This is a genomic window from Acidimicrobiales bacterium, from assembly GCA_035533095.1.
Taxonomy (GTDB): domain Bacteria; phylum Actinomycetota; class Acidimicrobiia; order Acidimicrobiales; family Palsa-688; genus DATLUM01.
On record DATLUM010000044.1, the window covers coordinates 18,590 to 39,300 of the forward strand.

General features: G+C 67.0%; 16 protein-coding genes. 7 read left to right on the forward strand and 9 right to left on the reverse strand.

Features of this window, described 5'->3' with window-relative positions:
• Window positions 1-111 precede the first annotated feature (111 nt).
• The 4 genes from VNF71_04610 to VNF71_04625 are packed head-to-tail and all read left to right on the forward strand — an operon-like array spanning window position 112 to window position 7,007.
• On the forward strand, window positions 112-1,491 hold the full coding sequence (locus tag VNF71_04610; protein HVA73824.1) for an MBL fold metallo-hydrolase: 1,380 nt from the start codon (window positions 112-114) through the stop codon (window positions 1,489-1,491).
• Window positions 1,488-3,050: a 4Fe-4S dicluster domain-containing protein gene (locus tag VNF71_04615; GenBank protein ID HVA73825.1), complete on the forward strand. Its 1,563-nt coding sequence runs from the start codon at window positions 1,488-1,490 to the stop codon at window positions 3,048-3,050. Before VNF71_04610 ends, VNF71_04615 begins: the two co-directional genes overlap by 4 nt.
• Window positions 3,051-3,063: 13 nt before the next feature.
• A complete protein-coding gene (locus VNF71_04620; protein HVA73826.1) occupies window positions 3,064-6,018 on the forward strand; it encodes a molybdopterin-dependent oxidoreductase in 2,955 nt (984 codons plus the stop codon).
• The gene (locus VNF71_04625) at window positions 6,015-7,007 is read left to right on the forward strand and encodes a molecular chaperone TorD family protein (GenBank protein HVA73827.1); all 993 of its coding nucleotides are present in this window, start codon (window positions 6,015-6,017) and stop codon (window positions 7,005-7,007) included. Before VNF71_04620 ends, VNF71_04625 begins: the two co-directional genes overlap by 4 nt.
• Here the strand turns inward: VNF71_04625 and VNF71_04630 are convergent.
• The 6 genes from VNF71_04630 to VNF71_04655 form a co-directional block, all read right to left on the reverse strand.
• Window positions 6,890-8,089, reverse strand: coding sequence for a hypothetical protein (locus VNF71_04630; GenBank protein HVA73828.1), 1,200 nt, complete (start codon window positions 8,087-8,089; stop codon window positions 6,890-6,892). The two genes, VNF71_04625 and VNF71_04630, sit on opposite strands and share 118 nt — an antisense overlap.
• 179 nt (window positions 8,090-8,268) lie before the next feature.
• Window positions 8,269-10,014, reverse strand: coding sequence for a hypothetical protein (locus VNF71_04635; protein HVA73829.1), 1,746 nt, complete (start codon window positions 10,012-10,014; stop codon window positions 8,269-8,271).
• A gap of 20 nt (window positions 10,015-10,034) precedes the next feature.
• On the reverse strand, window positions 10,035-10,784 hold the full coding sequence (locus VNF71_04640) for a glycosyltransferase family 2 protein (protein HVA73830.1): 750 nt from the start codon (window positions 10,782-10,784) through the stop codon (window positions 10,035-10,037).
• A 53-nt stretch (window positions 10,785-10,837) separates the two neighbouring features.
• The gene (locus VNF71_04645) at window positions 10,838-13,003 is read right to left on the reverse strand and encodes an EAL domain-containing protein (protein ID HVA73831.1); all 2,166 of its coding nucleotides are present in this window, start codon (window positions 13,001-13,003) and stop codon (window positions 10,838-10,840) included.
• The gene (locus VNF71_04650; GenBank protein HVA73832.1) at window positions 13,003-13,482 is read right to left on the reverse strand and encodes a response regulator; all 480 of its coding nucleotides are present in this window, start codon (window positions 13,480-13,482) and stop codon (window positions 13,003-13,005) included. The genes VNF71_04645 and VNF71_04650 overlap by 1 nt, the downstream gene beginning before the upstream one ends.
• Window positions 13,472-15,253: an ATP-binding protein gene (locus VNF71_04655; protein HVA73833.1), complete on the reverse strand. Its 1,782-nt coding sequence runs from the start codon at window positions 15,251-15,253 to the stop codon at window positions 13,472-13,474. The genes VNF71_04650 and VNF71_04655 overlap by 11 nt, the downstream gene beginning before the upstream one ends.
• A 176-nt stretch (window positions 15,254-15,429) precedes the next feature.
• Here VNF71_04655 and VNF71_04660 point away from each other — a divergent pair, with 176 nt between their 5' ends.
• Window positions 15,430-16,260, forward strand: a complete 831-nt coding sequence (locus tag VNF71_04660; protein ID HVA73834.1) for a uroporphyrinogen-III synthase — start codon at window positions 15,430-15,432, stop codon at window positions 16,258-16,260.
• A gap of 10 nt (window positions 16,261-16,270) precedes the next feature.
• On the opposite strand, the gene VNF71_04665 is transcribed toward VNF71_04660, so the two are convergent.
• From VNF71_04665 to VNF71_04675, 3 genes are read right to left on the reverse strand one after another with little or no spacing between them, the layout of a single operon-like run.
• A complete protein-coding gene (locus VNF71_04665) occupies window positions 16,271-17,533 on the reverse strand; it encodes an acyl-CoA dehydrogenase family protein (GenBank protein HVA73835.1) in 1,263 nt (420 codons plus the stop codon).
• 40 nt (window positions 17,534-17,573) lie between these two features.
• Window positions 17,574-18,791, reverse strand: a complete 1,218-nt coding sequence (gene serA / locus VNF71_04670) for a phosphoglycerate dehydrogenase (protein HVA73836.1) — start codon at window positions 18,789-18,791, stop codon at window positions 17,574-17,576.
• Window positions 18,792-18,843: 52 nt separating this feature from the next.
• Window positions 18,844-19,266 carry a DUF4232 domain-containing protein gene (locus VNF71_04675; GenBank protein ID HVA73837.1) on the reverse strand — a complete coding sequence of 141 codons (423 nt, stop codon included), beginning with the start codon at window positions 19,264-19,266 and terminating at the stop codon, window positions 18,844-18,846.
• On the opposite strand from VNF71_04675, the gene VNF71_04680 reads away from it, so the two are divergent.
• Both VNF71_04680 and VNF71_04685 read left to right on the forward strand, forming a co-directional pair.
• A complete protein-coding gene (locus VNF71_04680; protein ID HVA73838.1) occupies window positions 19,190-19,522 on the forward strand; it encodes a hypothetical protein in 333 nt (110 codons plus the stop codon). The two genes, VNF71_04675 and VNF71_04680, sit on opposite strands and share 77 nt — an antisense overlap.
• 17 nt (window positions 19,523-19,539) lie before the next feature.
• Window positions 19,540-20,688: a HoxN/HupN/NixA family nickel/cobalt transporter gene (locus VNF71_04685; GenBank protein HVA73839.1), complete on the forward strand. Its 1,149-nt coding sequence runs from the start codon at window positions 19,540-19,542 to the stop codon at window positions 20,686-20,688.
• Window positions 20,689-20,711: the final 23 nt, after the last annotated feature.

Genomic DNA, 20,711 nt, shown 5'->3' on the forward strand with positions numbered 1-20,711 from the left:
ACCCCGATCGGAGAGCTTGACCCATGTCGCCCCCGGAAGTTGAATGTACGTACTTATGTACTTTGGCCTTGGAAGCCGCAGGGAAGGAGACCCAAGGGAAGACCGGCCAGGGTGACCCTTCACGTGGTAACCATCGAGACTCCCGCCCTGGGCGATAGGAGCTATCTGGCCCACGACGGGGAAGCGGGAGTGCTGATCGATCCCCAGCGGGATCTCGACCGGGCCCTCGCCGCGGCGGAGTCGGCCCGTGTGAGGGTGACCCACGTCCTCGAGACCCACATTCACAACGACTACGTCACCGGCGGGCTGGCCCTCGCCGAGGAACTCGGCGCGTCGTACGTGGTCGCCGCCGGAGAGGAGGTCGACTTCGACCGGCTGCCGGCCGTCGAAGGCATGCGCTTCCAGTCGGGGAGCCTGGCGATCACCGCCATGCACACCCCCGGCCATACTCCCTACCACCTGTCCTACACGGCGGGCATCGATGGGAGCGAGCCGCAGGCGGTGTTCACCGGGGGCTCCATGCTCTACGGAAGCGTGGGCCGAACCGACCTGGTCGGCCCCGAGCTCACGGAGTCGCTGACCAGGGACCAGTACCACTCGGTTCGTCACCTGGCCCGGGTTCTGCCGCCGGGCACCCAGGTATTCCCCACCCACGGCTTCGGAAGCTTCTGTTCCGCGGTGGAGACCACGGGTACCTCCTCGACCATCGGCGACGAGTGTCGCACCAACATCGCGGTCCGTCTCGACGACGAGGACGTCTTTGTCAAGACCCTGATGGAGGGCCTGGCGGCCTACCCCCGCTACTACGCCCACATGGCCCCCCTCAACCGTCAGGGGCCGGGCGCCGCCGACCTCACCCCGCCCGTGCCCGTCGACGCCTCGGAGCTCCTGCGTCGCATAGACGCCCGGGAATGGGTCGTGGACCTCCGGGATCGGACGGCGTTCGCCCGCCGCCACGTGGCCGGGACGATCTCAGTGGAGCTGGGAGACTCGTTCTCCACTTTCCTCGGCTGGGTCATTGCTTGGAACACCCCGCTCACTCTGATCGCCGACTCACCCCACCAGATCGCCGAGGCCCAGCGGCAGCTGAGCCGGATCGGCATCGACCGCCTTGCCGGCGCCGCCACCGGCGGCATCGGGCAGCTCGCCGGCGGCCTGACCGCCAGCTACCCGGTGGGCCGTTTCGACGACCTCTACAACGGCGGCGACCACGATGGCCGGGTGATCCTGGACGTGCGCCGACCCGACGAGTGGCGGGCCGGGCACCTCTCTGGCGCGATCCACATCCCCTTCTGGGAAATCGAATCCCGGGTCGGCGAGATCCCGGCCGGTGAGGTGTGGGTGTACTGCGCCAGCGGGTTCCGAGCGTCGATCGCCGTGTCGCTGCTCGACCGGGCCGGTCGGCGGGCGGTGCTCATCGACGACGACTGGGCACGGGCCGCCGAGCTGGGCCTGCCCCTGTCCTACCCCGAACGAAGGGGCGCGCCATGAGCACGGTCGCGCGCGAAGCGGTCAGCGAGGCCATCACAGAGTCCCGCCGGCCGGTGTGGGTGAAGGTCCTCGATCAGACCCGCTGTATCGGCTGCCATGCGTGCACGACTGCCTGCAAGAGCGAGAACGAGGTTCCCCTGGGGGTGACCAGGACCTACGTGAAGTCGGTGGAGGTGGGGTCGTTCCCGCAAGTGCGGCGGGCGTTCCAGGTGACCCGGTGCAACCAGTGCGAGGACGCCCCATGCGTGGCTGCCTGCCCGACCGAAGCGATGTACCGCCGTCCAGACGGGATAGTCGATTTCGACAAGAGGATTTGTATCGGCTGCAAGGCGTGCATCGCGGCCTGCCCCTACGACGCCATCTTCATCAATCCGGAGGACCACTCGGCGGAGAAGTGCAACTTCTGCGCCCACCGCCTGGAGGTCGGGTTGGAGCCGGCCTGCGTGACGGTGTGCCCGACCGAGGCGATCCTGGTCGGCGACGTGAACGACCCCACCTCGAAGGTGGCCTCGATCGTCGGCCGCCAGCCCGTCACGGTGCGCCGCCCGGAGAAGGAGACCCGCCCGAAGCTGTTCTACAAGGGCGCCCACCAGGCGACGCTGGACCCGCTGGCCGCCCGCCGGCCCGACGGGGGGCTGTTCGCCTGGTCGACCCAGGGCGACCCCCTCGACCCGACTTTGGTCGTATCCGGCCACCCCGGCCGACCGGCCTCGAGTGCGGCAGCACTGCTGTCATATGACGTCCCCCACCATGCGCCGTGGGGGTGGCCGGTGAGCCTCTACACCTGGACCAAGGGGATAGCGGCAGGGGCCATGCTCGTCCCGCTGATCCTGGCTATCGCGGGGCGCTTGCCGTGGTCGAACGATCTGGCCCAGTGGTCGGCACCGCTGCTCGCCGGAGCCTCCCTCGCCCTGACCGGTCTGCTCCTGATCTGGGACCTCAAGCACCCGAGCCGGTTCTACCTGATCCTCACCCGCCACCACTGGAGCTCCTGGCTGGTCAAGGGCGCGGTGGTGATAGGTGCCTACGCCGCCATCCTGGGCGTCTACCTGCTCGGCTCCATCGTCGGATCGGTGGGGGTGCGCCAGGTACTCACCGGCTTCGCCTTGCCTCTCGGCCTGGCCACCGCCTGCTACACGGCCTACCTGTTCGCCCAGGCCAAGGCCCGCGACCTCTGGCAAAACCCGCTGCTGGTGCCGCACCTGGCCATCCAGGCGGTGCTGGCCGGGTCGGCCGCCATGCTGCCCCTGGCGGAGTGGCAGGCTCCCCATTCGGCCGTGGTCGGCATCGAGGCATTGTTGTGCGGCGCGGCGGCCGCCCACCTGCTGGCGGTCGCCGGGGAAGTCACACTGACCCACCCCACCGCGCACGCCCATCTGGCGACCATGGAGATGATCAGGGGCCGGTTCGCCGGATTCTTCTGGACCGGAGTCGCCGGGGTGGCCGTGGCGGTGGCCGCCCCGTGGATCGGGGTGGCGGCGGTTCCGTTCGCGCTGGTCGGCCTGCTGACACACGAGCACGCGTACGTCCAGGCCGGCCAGTCGGTCCCGTTGGCTTGATCCCCTTGGCTTGATGGAGGTTCCGGTGGTGTCGTCTGGCGAGGTGGATCTGGACCGGCTGGGCGAGCGGGTCTCGGCCGCCCGGGCCGCCGTCGAGTCCAGGGGCGAGACCTTCTACCAAGGGGCCAGCAGGGTGCACCTGGCGGCTTTCCCGCCGAAGGAGCGTTGGGACGACTGGGTGGAGCTGTCCTCGAGGGCCTGGCCGGTCCGGGAGGAGCACCACTACATGTTGGTGCCCACCACCTGCTTCAACTGCGAGTCGGCCTGCGGCCTGCTGGCATACGTGGACAAAGAGACCGGCCGCGTGCGCAAGTTCGAGGGCAACCCGGAGCATCCCGGGTCGCGGGGCCGCAATTGCGCCAAGGGGCCGGCGACCATCAATCAGATCACCGATCCCGATCGCATTTTCTATCCGCTCCGCCGGGTGGGGGCACGGGGGGAGGGCAGGTGGGAGCGCGTCACGTGGGACGAAGCCCTGGACGCCCTGGCGGCGCGGACCCGCGCCGCGCTGGTCGAGGGCCGGCACAACGAGATCATGGTTCACATCGGCCGGCCTGGCGAGGACGGCTTCACCGAGCGGGTGCTGGCGAGCTGGGGGGTCGATGGTCACAACAGCCATACCAATGTGTGCTCGAGCGGCGGGCGGGCCGGCTTTCAGTTCTGGTCGGGTATGGACCGGCCCAGCCCGGACCACGAGAACGCCGAGGTCATCTACCTGATCAGCTCGCATCTGGAGGCCGGCCACTACTTCAACCCGCACGCCCAGCGGATCACCGAGGCCCGTGCCCGCGGCGCGAAGGTGATCGTGCTCGACACCCGCCTGTCCAACACGGCCACTCACGCCGACTACTGGCTGTCCCCGCAGCCGGGTAGCGAGGCGGCCATCAATCTGGCCATCGCCAACCACCTGATCCGCACCGGCCGCTACGACGCCACCTTCGTGCGCCGGTGGTGGAACTGGGAGGAGTACCTACGCGAGTGCCGCCCGGAACTTCCGGCCACCTTCGAGACGTTCCAGTCCATCCTCGCCGAGCTGTACGAGCCCTTCACGTTCGAGTTTGCGGCGCGCGAGTCCGGGATCGACGTGTCAGTGCTGGAGGAGGTGGCCGAGGTGGTGGCCGGCGCCGGCCACCGCTTCTCATGCCACTCGTGGCGATCCGCGGCGGCGGGCAACCTGGGCGGCTGGCAGGTGTCGCGCACCGTGTTCTTCCTGGCCGCCCTGCTCGGGGCGGTGGGCACCGAGGGCGGCACCTTCCCCAACGCCTGGAACAAGTTCGTCCCCCGCCCCATCCACGTGCCTCCTCACCCGAAGATGTGGCAGGACCTGACCTGGCCGCTCGAGTACCCGCTCTCCCAGAACGAGATGTCGTTCCTCCTGCCGCATTTCCTGAAAGACGGCCGGGGGCGGCTCGACACCTACTTCATACGGGTCTACAACCCGGTGTGGACCAACCCCGACGGTCTGTCGTGGATGGAGGTCCTCACCGACGAGGACAAGGTCGGCTGCTTCGTAGCGCTCACCCCCACCTGGAACGAGTCGGCCTACTTCGCCGACTGGATCCTTCCCATGGGGCACGCCTCCGAACGGCACGACACCCATTCCTACGAGCAGTACAACGGCCAGTGGGTCGGATTCCGCCAGCCCGTGCTGCGCGCCGCCCGCCAGCGGGGCGGCGAGACCGTGACCGACACCCGCCAGGTGAACCCCGGAGAGGTATGGGAGGAGAACGAGTTCTGGATCGAGCTGTCGTGGCGCATCGATCCCGACGGCAGCCTCGGCATCCGCCGCTACCACGAGTCGGTCGCCCGGCCCGGCACCAAGCTGACCGTCGATGAGTACTACGGCTGGATGTTCGAACACTCCGTGCCCGGGCTACCCGAGCGGGCCGCAGCGGAAGGGCTGACCCCTCTTGAGTGGATGCGCCGCTACGGGGCATTCGAGATCACCGCCGCGGACGGTCCGGTACACGCAAGGGAGGTGCCGGCTGAGGAACTGGTCGACACCAGCATCTCCCCGACCGGCCGCGTGTACACCGCCACCCCCCAACCGCACAGCCCCAACGTCGTCCCCATGGGTGCGCCGTCACCTGACGACGCGGGCCGCCGGCCCGTCGGGGTCATGGTCGACGGGGTGGCCCGTCGCGGCTTCCCGACCCCCTCGGGCCGGCTGGAGTTCTGGTCGTCCACACTGGCCGCCTGGGGATGGCCCGAGCACGCCCTCCCCGGATACATCAAGAGCCACGTGCACCCCGACCGTCTCGAGCCGGACCAGGTGGTGCTGCTCTCCACCTTCCGGCTACCCACGCAGATCCACACCCGCTCGGCCAACAGCAAATGGCTCGACGAGCTGTCACACACCAACCCGGTGTGGATCCACCCGTCCGACGCGGCCCGCTTCGGCGTGGCCCGCACCGGCGATCTGGTGCGGGTCGAGACCGAGATCGGCTACTTCGTCGCCAAGGCGTGGATCACCGAGGGGATCCGTCCCGGCGTCGTCGCCTGTAGTCACCACATGGGCCGCTGGAAGCTGTCCGGCCAGCCGCTCAACTCCGGGGGTCTCATGGCCACTGTGGCCATCGACCGCTCCGACAGCAGATGGCAGATGCGAACCGAGACCACCGCCGGGCCCTACCCGTCGACCGACGCCGACACCCGGCGAATCTGGTGGTTCGACACCGGCGTGCACCAGAACCTGACATTCCCGGTCCACCCCGACCCGATCTCCGGCATGCACTGCTGGCACCAGGCGGTCAGAGTCCGGCCCGCCGAGCCGTCCGACCGCCACGGCGACATCTCCGTCGACACCGACGCCGCCCGACAGGTGTACAGGCGCTGGCTCGAGTTGGCCCGCCCCGCCGGCGCCGTGTCCCCCGACCACACCCGCCGGCCGGCGTGGTTGATGCGGCCGCTCAAACCTTCGGCCGACGCGTTCGCGATTCCGCAGACTCCCGTGCCGGTGGAGCAGTGACGACCGGCAACTGGGAGCTGTGGCGGGCGCTGGCCGCTGTCGCCGACAATCCGGCGGACGCGCGGACAGCCGCCGGCGCGCTAGGGATACCGGTGCCCGACCCGGCCGAGCACACCGAAGTGTTCGTCCTCAACTGCCCGCCGTACGCGTCGATCCATCTCGGCGCGGAGGGAGGGATCGGCGGCGAGGGGGCCGACCGGGTCGCCGGCTTCTGGAGGGCCATCGGCCTCGACCCGCCGGCCGAACCGGATCACCTCTCGTCTCTCCTCGCCCTCTACGCGCATCTAGGAGAGGCCGGCGCCAGCGTCCGCCATGCCGTGACGGCAGAGGCACTAGCCCACGCCCGCGCCGTGCTGCTCTGGGAACACCTGTGGTCGTGGGTGCCCAACTGGCTCGACTCGGTCACTGATCTCGGCACCGAGACGGTCGGCGGCTGGGCCGAGCTGACGTGTGCTGCCCTCCAGCGTGAGGCACGCTCCCAGCCCCGAGGTCACCTACTCCCCGCCGCCTTGAGGGACGCACCCCCAGCCGTCGAGCCCGGATGCCACACCGAGGACCTGCTCGACGCACTGATCAGTCCGCTCCGAAGCGGCTTCGTCCTGACCCGCACCAGTCTCGCCCGGATCGCCCAACAAGCCGGAGCCGGGTACCGCCTGGGCGAGAGGCGCTTCGCACTGCGGGCCATGCTCGAGCAGGACCGCCGAGCCATCCTCACCGGGCTAGGCACCGAAGCCGGCCGCTGGTCAGCCCGGCAGGCCCGGCGTCCCACCGACGATCCAGCCACCAAGTGGTGGGCGCGCCGGTCGGCCCACACCGCCGCCATACTTGCCGGCGACTCCGATGACGGAACCACACCCGCGTTGGCCCAGGACTACAGGAACGAGTCCATCCCGACCACCGGCCCGTTCAGCGCCGTGCTGGCCGTCGACCCACGGAATGGCGCTGCGCCGCGGTTGAAGACTCCACCGTCGGCAGCCACAAGCCAGTAGCCGTCTCCGCTCGGGGTCGGGATCATACCGACCACCGGCGCGTTGAGATGCATCCCGGCCAGCGACCCGTAGAACGCGGCGCCCCCGAAGGCGAACACACCACCACCGGCCGCCACGAGCGAGTAGCCGTCACCGGTCGGGGTAGAGGCCATGCCCACGACCGGGGCGTTCAGATTCCTTCCGGCAAGCGACCCGTAGAACGCAGCGCCCCCGAAAGTGAACACCCCACCATCCGCCGCGACCAGCCAGTAGCCACCAGACACCGGATCCTCGACCATGCCCACCACCGGTGCGTTCAGATGCCTACCCGCCAGAGACCCGTAGAACGCAACGCCCCCGAAAGCGAACACCCCACCATCCGCCGCGACCAGCCAGTAGCCACCGGACACCGGATCCTCGACCATGCCCACCACCGGTGCGTTCAGATGCCTACCCGCCAGAGACCCGTAGAACGCAGCGCTCCCGAAAGTGAACACCCCACCATCGGCTCCCGCCAGCAGGTAGCTCACGGGGTTGGCGGGTGTCTGCACTTTCAAGCTGTCGAGCGAGTACCAACCCTCGGACGGGTATTTCGTCCAACCGGTCTCGCAATCATCGCCTGTCGTGGACTCTTCGGCTGCCAATGGGCGATATCGGACGCGGAAGAGCATCGCCCCGCTCGCGAGTTGCCGGACATCGGTACGCACGAGAAGCGCTTCACCATCAAGCTTGGCCTCGCCGACCGCATGCGCGGTGATTGCTCCTTCTGGGTAGGTCATCCCACAGTTGCCGTTCGAGGGCTGACCCGGTATGTGCTGCCACACCCGGCACCAATCTGTCACTACCAACCTCTGCGCACCGACATTGAAGATGAGTGTGCCGGACCCCCGTCCTGAAGCGTCTGTCGTGATAGCGAGGAAGTACCCCGGCACGGAAGGTCCGTTGGCCTGAGCCACGACTTCGAGATTGGGGTCGCTGCGGCCGTTGCACATCTCTGGCAGCTCTGCAGCGTTCGCGGATCTCAATACAGTTGGTGCCACCGGAATCAGCCCTAATGCGATGGCCATCATCGTGGCGATGACTGCGATGACCTTGATCCTCATAACTCCTCCAGGCTCGAATGCCAGCCGTCTTGAGTCCGATCGAACTCTCCGGCGAGCTCTCTGGCATAGAGGCGTTGGTCCTCCACCGGTCCAGGACTGCTTCGTATGTGACTTTCGGCCCTGCCTCTCGCGACAGCGGCTCCGACCGCTCGGACCCCTCCGCGGACGAAAAGGGCTGCCTAGCCGGCAGCGGCGGTTGACGCAGTGGTCCCGGGCAAGCCGGGGCTCCACTTCATCGTCCCCAGGTCCAGCCCGCAGACCCCGTCCCCGATCCCGTTTGCGGCCACCCAGCTGGCGACGTACATGGGGTAGGCCGGATCGCCGGGATTTTCGAGGTTCCAGCCGGCAGGGTTGTACGCGGTGTACCCGTTCAGCGTCGGGATTCCCAACTCCTGCGAGATGAGCATGGCGTCGATCTGGTACTCGAAGAAGGGCCCGTTCGCCCGGCTGGCGTCGGTGACATAGAAGCTGCGGCAACGCGGGCCAGGAGACCTCACCCAGCGGAGGAGGGCGACCTGCTGGGGCCGGTTCACTTGTGAGACCGGCGTGGTGTTGACCTGCTCGATCACGGCGAACGCCAGCACGGCGGTGACGGCAACGCGAAGGAGGGCCGTGTGCCGAGCGCCACGCAGCTTCGCTGTACGCACTTTCGCTGCTACCTCTGTTGCCGACGCCACGATGACCAGTGCAGCCACCAGACTGGTCACGAGCTCGAGCCGGTCGATGGCGCGGATCGGGGTCGCGCCGGGCAGGTGCCAGATGAACGCCCACGGCGTCGCGAAACGGGTCCGCAGGGGCAGGACGCACAGCACGACCGCGGTCACCGCGAGCACAACCGCCGTTACGGCGCGCGCCTCTCCTGCCGCGCTCCGGGTTACGAGTAGCCGGAGGCCTGCAAGCCCGCCGGCCACGACCAGCAGCATCACAAAGGGGGTCACCGCGTAGCTCACCTCGCTCGCGACGACCATGGACGGGTCGAAGTGCTGGAGCAACCGGCTCCAGACGAGGTTCCCGCCACCCACGTTGACGACGTCGCGCATCCGGCCGCCGTAGCCGATGATCTGGGCGTATGTCAGGTGATGGCCGCGCGTCGGCCAGTAGACGATCAGGAACGGGACGATGCCGAGCGCGAATCCGACCCCTGCGCCGACCAGGGCTCTTAGCGACTCGCCGGCGGCCCGCACGGTCCGGCGGCCCCGGCCGCAGACCACGAGCACGACGAGCGCGACCGCGCCGGCAAGGGCCGCGAACCACGATATGTAGTAGGTGCTGAGGAACAGCAGCGCGGCGAGGAGCCCACACGATCCTCCGAGCAGCAAGGACCGAGTCGGGCGGGCCGACCTCGACCTAAAGGCGAGGGCCCCCAGCAGAAGCACGAGCGGCACGAAGTAGATACCGCTGAACTGGAACGACCCGGCGTGCAGGAACAGGTCGTTCGCGAAGGTGAACACGAGAGCACCCGCGAGGGCGATGAGCCGGGGGGCACCGAGCGCGACGCGGACGAGACATACGAAGGAGACGAAGCCCACGAGGCTCAGGGCCACGATGGTGAGCTGCATCGCGAGGAACGGATCGCAGCCGAGCTCACGGAACGGCGCGTAGAAGACCTCGTAGAGCAAGAACGTGTCGCTCCAGCCGAGGAGACCCTTGACCGGGTGGAAGAAATGCGGGGACAGCCAGGACGACCGCCCGTGCATGACACCGAACCAGTGCTCGCAGATGTATATGGCCAGGCGCGCATCGCCGTCGTTGCCCATCATCTTGTCGAAGCCGCTGCCGAGCTGCTGGCGGAAGAACATCGCCGCACCGGCCACCCAGACGGAGAGGGTGAGGGCGGCGTCGAGGGCGAATGGCAGCCCCGCCCCGCGGCGCCCTGGAGCGATGGGCGGGTCTTCCACCGGTAGGGCGGGAGCGGAGGTGGCCATGATGGCCACCTCGGTCTGGCTCATCGGCCCCGTGGCACCCGGGTCAGGCGACCCCACAGGGCGGAGTAGCGGAGGATGCACCGTGCGGCGTGGATCCCGTCCCGCCACCCGATCTTCTTGCCCTCCGCATACGTCCTGCCCGCGTAGCTGATGCCCACCTCATAGATCCGCCATCCGCCCTTGGCCACCTTGGCGGTGATCTCCGGTTCGATCCCGAAGCGGTTCTCGCGAAGGTCGAGACCTTGGACGACCTCGCGCCGGAACGCCTTGTAACAGGTCTCCATGTCCGTGAGGTTGAGGTTCGTGAACGCGTTCGACGCCGTCGTGAGGATCCGGTTGCCCATCGAGTGCCAGAAATAGAGCACCCGGTGCGGGCGGTCGGTGATGAACCGGGACCCGAACACGACGTCCGCCTTGCCGTCGATCAGGGGTTCGAGCATCCGCCCGTATTCGGTGGGGTCGTATTCGAGGTCCGCGTCCTGGATGATGACGAAGTCGGAGTTGGCCTCCTGGAACCCGCGTCTCAGAGCGGCGCCCTTGCCCATGTTGCGGGGCTGCACGAAGACCCTCACCCGCGGATCGGCTACCGAGCCGACAGCTGCCAGGGTCCCGTCGGACGAGCCGTCGTCGACGACTATGACCTCCCCGACCCAGGGAGATTCGAGGACGCGGACCAGGAGCTCCTTGACCGTCGCTTCCTCGTTGTAGCAGGGCACAACGACGGATAGGCACCGTGTGGCTTCCCCGCCCACTGCCCCCTCCATTTCCATGACGAGCCGGGATTTTAGAGCCCCGGGATCCCCGGCGCCGGGCATCTCAATGTTCAGGCCGGGGAGTGCTCGTGGAGCCGCAGGCCCGGGGTTTTTTCGCCGGTACCCGTCGGCGACGACCACCCCCGGAGCAGGTTCTCCGCCGCTTGGCGCGGGACGGGCGGAGAGAAGAGGAACCCCTGACCGTGCTCGCACCCGAGGGACCTGAGCCTTTGCATCTGGTCTTCCCGCTCGATCCCTTCGGCTATGACCTCCAGGCCCAGGCTGTGCGCAAGGGCAATCGTCGTCCGGACGATGACCTCACCTTCTTCGGCTGTCAGGGCCGCTACGAAGCTCTGGTCGATCTTCAAGGCGTTCACCGGGAACTGGTGGAGCGAGGCCAGGGACGAATAGCCGGTGCCGAAATCGTCCAGCTCCAGCCCGACCCCGGTCGAGCAGACCTCGGACACGATCCGTGCAATCCTCTCCGGTTCGCGCATGAGTGTGCCCTCGGTGATCTCGAGGCGCACCACGCTGCCCGGCAAGCCGGTCGCCGCGATCACGTCGATGACGTCTTCGGGGAACCGGGGGTCGTCGAGCTGGCGGCCCGAGACGTTCACGCTCATACGGACGTCGGGGCCGACGAGACGATCGGTGCGCCACGCGGCGAGCGTGCCCAAGGCGGTGCGCAGGACATGCAACCCGAGGGGCGTGATGAGTCCCGTCTCCTCGGCGATCGGAATGAACTCCGACGGCGACAACGCCGGCCAACCCTCGGGCCATCGGGCGAGCGCCTCGAAACCGTGGATCCGGCCAGAAGCCAGGTCCAGCACCGGCTGGTAGTAGACCTCGATCAGGCCCCGTTCGATGACCTCGCGGAGGTCGTTCTGCCTCAACAGCCGATCGGAGATACGGCGGTGCATGCTGTCGTGGTAGACCATGCAGCCGCCGCGGTCGCGGTGCTTGGCCTCGTACATCGCGATGTCGGCGTTGCGGATCAGGTCCGATGCAGAGATGTCCGGCTCCGGGACTCCGATCCCGATGCTTGCGGTCACGAAGAGCCGGTGGCCGTCGATGTTGAACGGGCCCCGCAGGATCTCGTTGATCCGGGCGGCCACCTCCAGAGCTCTGGCTTCCAGGTTCGCCGAAGGGCGCCCGTCGAGGAGGATCGTGAACTCGTCTCCTGCCATGCGGGCGACCGTGTCCTCTGGTTCGATCTCGCTCACTATCCGGGCCGCTAGCGCTATCAGCAGCCAGTCTCCCACGGTGTGGCTGAAGGTGTCGTTGACGAGCTTGAAGCGGTCGATGTCCAAGAAGAGGACCGCGCAACCCCTGGAAGGCTCCCGGCGGAAGCTCATCATCGAACGCTCGACGCGGTCGATGAACAGTGCGCGGTTGGGAAGCCCCGTCAAAGTGTCGTGGAGGGCGTCGTGTTGGAGTTGCCGCTCCGTCCGGCGCGAGATCGTTATGTCGGAGAGGCTCCCTGCCATCCGTGTCGGCTCGCCGGCACTGTCGCGAACCGCCATCCCTCTCGTGAGCACCCACCTCCAGGTGCCGTCTGCGTGGCGGATGCGATGCTTGGACTGCAGAAGAGACGTCCGCCCGCTGAGGTGGGCTTCTATGGCGAGACGGAGGCCGGGCAGGTCGTCCTCGTGCACAAGGTCGAACCACGTATCGGGGACCCCGGCCTCGACGAGCCTCGCGTCCTCGTCGAGCCCGAGCAATGCCTGCCACCTCGGGGAGTAGTAGACGAGGTCGGTCCCGAGGTCCCAGTCCCAGATTCCGTCGTTGACGGCGCAGGCGGCGAGCGCATACCTCTCCTCGCTCACCGCCAGGTCCCGAAGCGCCCGGTGATGGTTGATGGCGTAGCGGAGCGCGCGCTCGAGTGAATAGGGGTTCAGCTCCTGCTTGAGCATGAAGTCGGTCACGCCGAGCGCCGACGCTTCGAGGTCGATCTCGTAGTCGGCTTGGCCCGTCAGCACTATGACCGGGGCCTTCGGTCGGGACGCAAAGCCCTGTCTGACCAGGTCGAGGCCGTTGCGCGACCCGAGCCGGTAGTCGATGAGGTAGACGTCGTGGCGGGCATCGGCGATCGCCTCGAGCGCACCTTCGTAGTCCGAGCACCATTCGACCTTGAACCTGGCACGCTCCTGACGTTCGAGCAGGTCGCGGGTGATCAGGAAGTCGTCTTCGTCGTCTTCGACCAGGAGGACCTGGACAGCCTCGGGGCGGTTTTGCATCACCGCTCTCCGTGCGAGAGGTGTCTGGGTTCGGGAAGCTCGACGAGCTCGAACCAGTACCGCTGCCAAGTCTTCATGACCTCGACCAGCCCGGCGAAGGTCACCGGCTTCGTGATGAACGAGCTCACGCCCAGGTCGTAGGTCTTGAAGACGTCCTCCTCGTCCTTGGAGGTCGTCAGAACCACCACGGGTATCGACCGCAGCGACTCGTCGGCCTTGATCTCCGCCAGGGCTTCGCGGCCGTCCTTTTTCGGCATGTTCAAGTCGAGGAGGATGATGCCGGGCCTGGGCGCGCTAGATGGGTCGCCCGCGTACCTTCCTTCGTGGCGCAGGTAGTCCATGAGGTCCTGACCGTCGACTGCGAAGCGCATCTCGTTCGCGAGGTGCGAGCTCTGCAGAGCGTCGCGCGTCAACTCGCGGTCTTCGTCGTCGTCGTCGGCCATGAGGATGACGACCGGGCGCCTTCCGCTACCGGGCATCGGCTGTCACCTCCGAGTGGTTATCCCCGCTCCCTGCGCCGGCAGCAGTGGACACGGCTTCGCCTGGCACGTCGCCACCAACCGGATCCCTCGAGACGTCGAGCGTGAGGTTCTGCCGCTTGTCGCGCTGATGGACGGGGAGGAGGACCGTGAACGTCGATCCGGCGCCCGGCTCGCTGTCGGCTTCGATGGTCCCGCCGTGCCTGTCTGCGATCTTCCTGCACAGGGCGAGGCCGATACCGGTCCCGGAGTACTCGCTGCGGCCGTGGAGGCGCTCGAACACCCGGAATATCCGCAGGCTGTAGCGGGGCTCGAAGCCGATCCCGTTGTCTCTTACCGTGAGGCGGACGATGTCACCCTCGATCTCACCGGAGACGTATATCTCGGGCTGGACCCCCTCCTTGCGAAACTTGACGGCGTTGGACACGAGGTTCTGGAGCAGCTGCTGCATCTGCAGGGCGTCCGCTTCGATCACGGGCAGCTCGTGCAGCCGCACGAGGGCCCCTGCGTCCGCGATCTGGGTCTCGAGGTCCGAGACGACCTCATGCGCCACGTCGCCAAGGTCGACCTGCGTGAAAGGTCGGCCTTGTGTCGACACCCGCGAGAACTTCAACAAGTCCTCGATCAAGCGCTGCATCCGCTCGGCTGCGGCGTTGGCCCGCCGGAGGTACTCCCGTCCCAGCTCCGAAACATGGTCGGATTCCATGACGGCGAGCTGCTCGGTGAAGGTCCGTACCTTCCTCAGCGGCTCCTGCAGGTCGTGCGAGGCGATCGACGCGAACTGATCGAGCTCCTCGTTGGAACGTGCCAACTCGGCCGCCCGGCGCTCCAGCGACGCGTTGGCGTCTACGAGGTCCTGATTGACCCGGGCGAGCTGGAGGTTCACCACGCGCAGCTCGTCCGCTGAGAGAGCGAGGCGCAGGCCAAGGAGGAGCGCGACGATGGCGACGACGGCGAACGCGCCGAAGATGATCCAAGGGACCAACTGGCGCCAGCCGGTGACGGTCGCGAACAAGGGGCCGTCCGGTGAGGAAAGGACGACTCTCCAAGTCGAATTCTTGAGGTGGGCCTGATCAAAGTAGGTTCCTGCCGAGTCGCCGGCGGTGTGCTTCAGCGCCGACGTGGCACCCGGCGCGTTGATCGGGTGCCCCACCTTCGAAGCCGGGTTCGTGGATGCAAGCACGACACCGTTGCCGTCAAGCAGGTAGTTGAAGCTGCCCCTGACGCCCGGAATGTTCTTGAGTTCGCTGTTGACGAACGTGCTGAGTGCCGAAGGGGCGAACCCCGTAACCAGGGTTCTGGTCCCGAAGCCGGTGGGAAAAGACACCGCGAAGTCGATGACGCCTGTCTGCTTGTAAGGCAGGTAGTCGCCGAGGCCATAGAGATGGCCGGACCGTAGGAGAGCGAGGGCAGTAGAAGACGGAAGCTCGCTGCTCGCCTGGGCGTCGAATCCCTGGGAGCTGGCGAGCACCTCGCCGTTCGAATCGAGCAGTACCAGGTAGATGTCCTGCCCCGCTTTGGCGTCGAGGACCTGGTTCGGGACGGTCTGCCCTCCATAGGTCTGCGCGTCCGTCGGTACTTGCTGCTGCACCGTTTGGAAGAGGCTGTCGATGAGCGCGGCTGCCAGCACGGCTCTGTCGTGAACCTGACCCTTGACCTCGTTCCTGTTCCGGGTCTGCGTGTCGGAGAGTTCCAACGCGAAGACTGCGAGCAGAGCGAGAACGATGCATGCGCCGACGACGGCTACTAGCCCGGCCCGCTTCGACCTCATAACGATTTACCCCCTGATGCGGGCGGGACTCTACGCCCAAATGACCTTGAGAGGAAGGCCAATTCTTCGTGATCAGAGCAGTTGGTAGCTAATGCGGTTTATGAGCTGAATACCGCCGTTCGGGACTGACCTCCGCTTTTGTGGACATGCCCCATGCAGGCCTGCGAGCATCTTGCATGATCAGCGATCAGCCCCTTGCCGGTCGCGTCGTCGGCATCACCGCCGAGCGGCGTGCGGAGGATCAAGCATTGCTGTTCCGCCGGCTCGGCGCGGACGTCGTGCTAGCCCCGACGATGCACACCAGGCCACTGGCAGATCCCGATGGACTTCGGAGGGTGACCGTCCAGCTGATCGACGAGCCTCCGGACTTTCTGGTGGCGAACACCGGAATGGGGATCCGCACCTGGATGGAAGCGGCGGCCGAATGGGGCATGCAAGGCGCACTCGTCGACTCGTTCCGCCGGTCGAAGGTCGCGGCGCGGGGCCCAAAGGCGGCCGGCGCGATCTCGTCGTCCAAGCTGAAGGTGTGGTGGCGCTCGCCGACGGAGCAGCTTACGGAGGTAGCCGGTCACCTCGTCGAGACGGGGGTCGCCGGCAAGCGGATCGCCTTTCAGCTGCACGGCGACGAGCAAGCCGGGTTCGTCTCCGGCCTGGAGGCAGCTGGCGCGACGGTGATCCCGGTCCCGGTGTACGAGTGGTCCGTTCCGGCCGGGCACGGTGCCGACGCCGCGCTGGCACTGATCGAACGGTCCTGCGCCGGCGAGATTGACGCGATCACCTTCACTGCAGGGCCCCAGGTCCGGAACCTGTTCGTCATCGCAGAAGAACACGGCCACTCGACCAAGCTCGCCGAGGCGTTCGGTCAGATGCGCCCTGTTGCCGGATGCATAGGCCCTGTCTGCGCCTCGGTCGCCCGCGACGAGGGGATCATCGATCCGGTGGTGCCGGACAACTGGCGCCTCGGGTCCCTCGTCAAGACCGTCGCCGCGTCGTTGCAGGGTTCCTGAGCGTCATAGCTCAGGACGGAGCGAGTGACTGCAGCTCCTTCCAGCTCTTCCCGTGGATCTGACCGGCTGGCTCCTTGGGCAATCCGAGGACCATCTCGCCGATGATGTTGCGCTGGATCTGCGACGACCCGGCGTAGATGCTGCCGGCGCGGCTCATCAGGAACGCCGTTGTCCAGGAGGCGCTGTCGTTGGGAGCCCCGACGTCGTCCGCTTGGAAGCCTGTCGACATGCGACCGGTCGGAGTGAGCGCCGCCGCCCCGAGGATGTCCACGCCGAGTTCGGTGACCACCTTGTGGTACTCACTCCAGAAAAGCTTGAAGGTGGACTCCGCGGGCCCCGGCTGGCCGCCCGCGAGGAACTTGGTCAGGGTTCGCATGCCGAGGTATCGCATGATCTCGACCTTCGAGTAGCACCAGGCAAGACGTTGCCGGATCAGCGGGACCCGGGCGGCTCCGTTTGCGCGTGCCAGCTCCATCAGCCGTTCTACCTCGGCGCGGAACATGATCGGGAAGGTCGCGGCCGCCTCGCCCCGCTCGTAGCCGAGCAGGGTCATGGCGACCGCCCAACCGGCGTTCACCGCTCCCACGACATTGTCCCTAGCTGTACGGGCGTCAGTGAAGAATGTCTCGTTGAACTCCGACAGGCCGGTCATCATCTTGATCGGACGAACCTCCACCCCGGCCTGTTCCATCGGCACCAACAGGAATGTGATCCCCTTGTGCTTGGGGGCGTCGGGATCGGTGCGGGCCAAGACGAAGATCCAGTTCGCGAGGTGCGCCGCGGAGGTCCAGATCTTCTGGCCGTTGATCACCCACTCGTCCCCGTCGAGCACCGCGCGGGTGCCGAGGTTGCCCAGGTCCGACCCGGCCCCCGGTTCGGAGTACCCCTGGCACCACACGTCCTCGCCGGAGAGGATCCGGGGTAGGAAGTGCCGCTTCTGCTCCTCCGTGCCCCAGTGCAGGATGGTGTTGCCGACCATCTGGATGCTGAACGTGTCGTTGGTCCCTCCGGTCGGGACCCCGGCCCGGTAGAACTCCTCCGCCACCACGACCTGCTCCAGCGGCGTGAGACCGCCCCCGCCGAACTCCTTGGGCCACGAAGGGGCCAGCAGTCCGTTCTCGTAGAGAGTTGCGCGCCACTCGGAGGTGAATGTCCGGACCGACTCGTGATCGAGCGCCCCTAGCCCCTTCCATCCCGGGGGCAGGTGCTCACCCAGGAAGGCGCGGATCTTCTCTCGGTAGGCCTGGGCCTCGGGCGGATAGTTCGGATCCACGTACGCGACGCTACCGCCGATCCCGAAACGCCCGGTCGCGTTAGAGCACCCTGAGGCGGATCGTCTCGTCCATGTGCGCCAGGCGGCTGAGCATGTCCTCGGTGTAGTCGCTGGCGATGTCGGTGATCACATAGCCGACGTCGCCCTTGGTCCCGAGCGACTGGCCCTCGATGTTGACCCTGTGCTCGGCGAAGATCGCGTTGATCGCAGCGAGCACCCCCGGCGTGTTGCGGTGGATGTGAACCAGTCCGTGGGCACCGGCCCTGCTGGCCAGGTCGACGTTCGGCATGTTGACCGACAGCGACGTGCTCCCAGTGCACGCATACGAGATCAGCTTGCCGGCGACGAAGTTCCCGATGTCGGCTTGGGCCTCTTCCGTGCTGCCGCCGATGTGCGGGGTCAGGATCACATTCGGCAGGCCCTGCAGGCGAGAGGTAAACGACGTGTCGTCCCCCGACGGCTCCTCGAAGAACACGTCGACCGCGGCGCCGGCCAGTCTCCCTGAGAGGATCTCCTGGCGCAGCGCACCGTGGTCGACCACGAAGCCACGGCTCAGGTTGAGGAAGAGCGCTCCGTCGCGCATGGCCGAGAACTCGGCGGCTCCGAACAGGCCGCGGTTGTCGGGGCGCCCGTCTACGTGCAGCGTCACAACGTCCGCCCATCCGAGGAGCTCTTCGAGGCTCGCGCACCGCCGTGCATTCCCCAGCGCGAGGCGATCGGCGGTGTCGTAGAACGAAACCGACATCCCCAGGTTCTCGGCCAGCACCGACAGCTGCGACCCGATGTTGCCGTACCCGACGATCCCGAGCCTACGGCCGCGAACCTCGTGCGCTCCGGCAGCCGACTTCGACCAGACGCCTGCGTGCATGTCACGGTTCTTGTCGGTGAGCCGGCGGGTCAAGGCGATGATCTCGGCGATCACGAGCTCGACGACACTTCGGGTGTTCGAGAACGGTGCGTTGAACACGGCTACGCCCCGGCGGGTGGCGGCCGGGATGTCGATCTGGTTGGTGCCGATGCAGAAGGCTCCGACCGCGAGCAGGCGCCTGGACTTGTCGAGAACCGCATCTGTCAGGTGGGTACGCGACCTGATTCCGAGCAGGTCGATGTCGGCTATCCGGTCTGCCAGCTGGCTCTCGTCGAACGCGCCTTTGACCGTCTCCACCTCGAAGCCCGCGGCGGTCAAGGCCTCCGCCGCCCCGGGGTGGATGTTCTCTAGCAGGAGCGCTCGACGGCGGGGGGGTCGCTCGTCGTGCATGGTCCTTCGATCCTACCGCTGTACTTAAACGCCGCCCTTTACGGGCCGGTTCTCACTGCCCGCTGCCGGTGTAGGCCTCGAGCGGTTGGATCTGGATCGTCCCCCCACCGCAGACCGAGGAATTCGGCCCGGGTACGACGAGGAACTGCGTGTCGTCTGGTGGGGTTACCTCGGTCTTCGTCGCCTCTGGCTGGCAAGGGGGTGTCGGCGAGTCGCCGTTGCTCGACACATCAGGGCTGAACTGCGCCAGGGCCGAAGCCGACGCGCCAGGGGCCACCGTGACGTCCTGCTCGGTGCCGGGGACACGGACCACGTTGGTGGGGAGCGGCGCTCCCGACGAATCGAGGAGCTGCATCCCCACGTACCCGAACATGTGGCAAGGCGAGGTGCCGGAGTTGGTGAGTATCAACCGTGCTTCGACGTGGCCGGCGGATGCACCCCCGGGCACAAGGGAGAAAGTGCCCTTCAACGACACCGGCGTGCAGCGTCCCGGCCCCGCAGCAGAAGTCGAGGGGGCGGTGGTGACACTTCCGCCGGTGGTGGATGGCTGCGTATTACTTCCAGGCGCAAGCGTGGTGGCAACCGGGGTCGTAGGCGGTGTGGACCGCTTCGACGGCGAAGAACTGCAGGCCGCGGCGATGAGCGCGACGGCGGTGAAGGCGACCGGTGTCCGGGCGGTTCGGCGCATGGACTCGAACCTAACCGTAGCCATCCGCCGTAGCGCGGAGTAGCCGGTAAGTTCTCGGGCATGACGGTCGGCATCGAAAAGCCAGCCGGACGCCTCGAGCGGATCGGTCGGTCGATGACCCCCGCCGAGTGGCGCCGCGCCGCAGGGATGGGCGGCTTCGTGTTGGCGCTGCACGTGGTCGGCTTCTTCCTGCTGTTCCTCGCGGCGCCGAGACATTTCCACATCGACCGGACCCGCACCTTCGGGATCGGAACCGGCCTCCTCGCTTACACGCTGGGGATGCGACACGCGTTCGACGCCGACCACATCTCCGCGATCGACAACACGACACGCAAGCTCATGTCCGAGGGGAAAAGACCCTTGTCGGTGGGCTTCTGGTTCTCCCTGGGCCACTCGAGCGTCGTGTTCCTGATGGCCGTGGTGCTCGGATTCGGCGTCAGGACGCTCAACCTCGGGATAAGCCAGCCGAACTCCCAGATCCACCACGTCAGCGGGGTGGTCGGCACCATCGTTTCGGGGACCTTCCTCTACCTGATCGCCGCGCTCAACCTGATCATCCTGGTATCGATCGTGCGAATCTTCTTCGCTCTGCGCCGAGGCGAGTTCGATCACGATGAACTGGAGCGCCGCCTCAATGCCCGAGGTCTCATGAACCGCTTCTTCGGGCCCCTGGCGAGGCGAGTCGACTCCGCGTGGAAGATGTACCCGATCGGTTTCCTATTCGGGCTGGGGTTCGACACGGCGACAGAGATCGCCCTGCTCGTCCTGGCGGGCACGAGCGTCGTCTCCGGCCTTCCGTACTGGGCGGTGCTGTGCCTTCCCATCCTGTTCGCGGCAGGGATGTCACTCCTGGACACCGCCGACGGGTCTTTCATGAACTTCGCCTACGGGTGGGCCTTCTCCAACCCGGTTCGGAAGGTCTATTACAACATCACGATCACGGGACTCTCAGTCGTGGTCGCGTTCGTCATCGGCACGATCGAAGTGTTCTCGGTCCTTCAGTCCGAGTTCGGCCTGACCGGCGGGCTGTGGGATTACGCCGCCCGCTTCAACATCAACACAGCCGGCTTCTTCATCGTGGGGCTGTTCGTGGTCACCTGGGTGGTAGCGCTACTCGTGTGGAGGTTCGGCCGCGTGGAGACGCGGTGGGCTGGGGCGGAACTGGTCCTGGGGGATTTAACCGACCCGGAGGGGTCGCGCACCGCCTGACCTCAAAGAGGTTCGCAGAACCT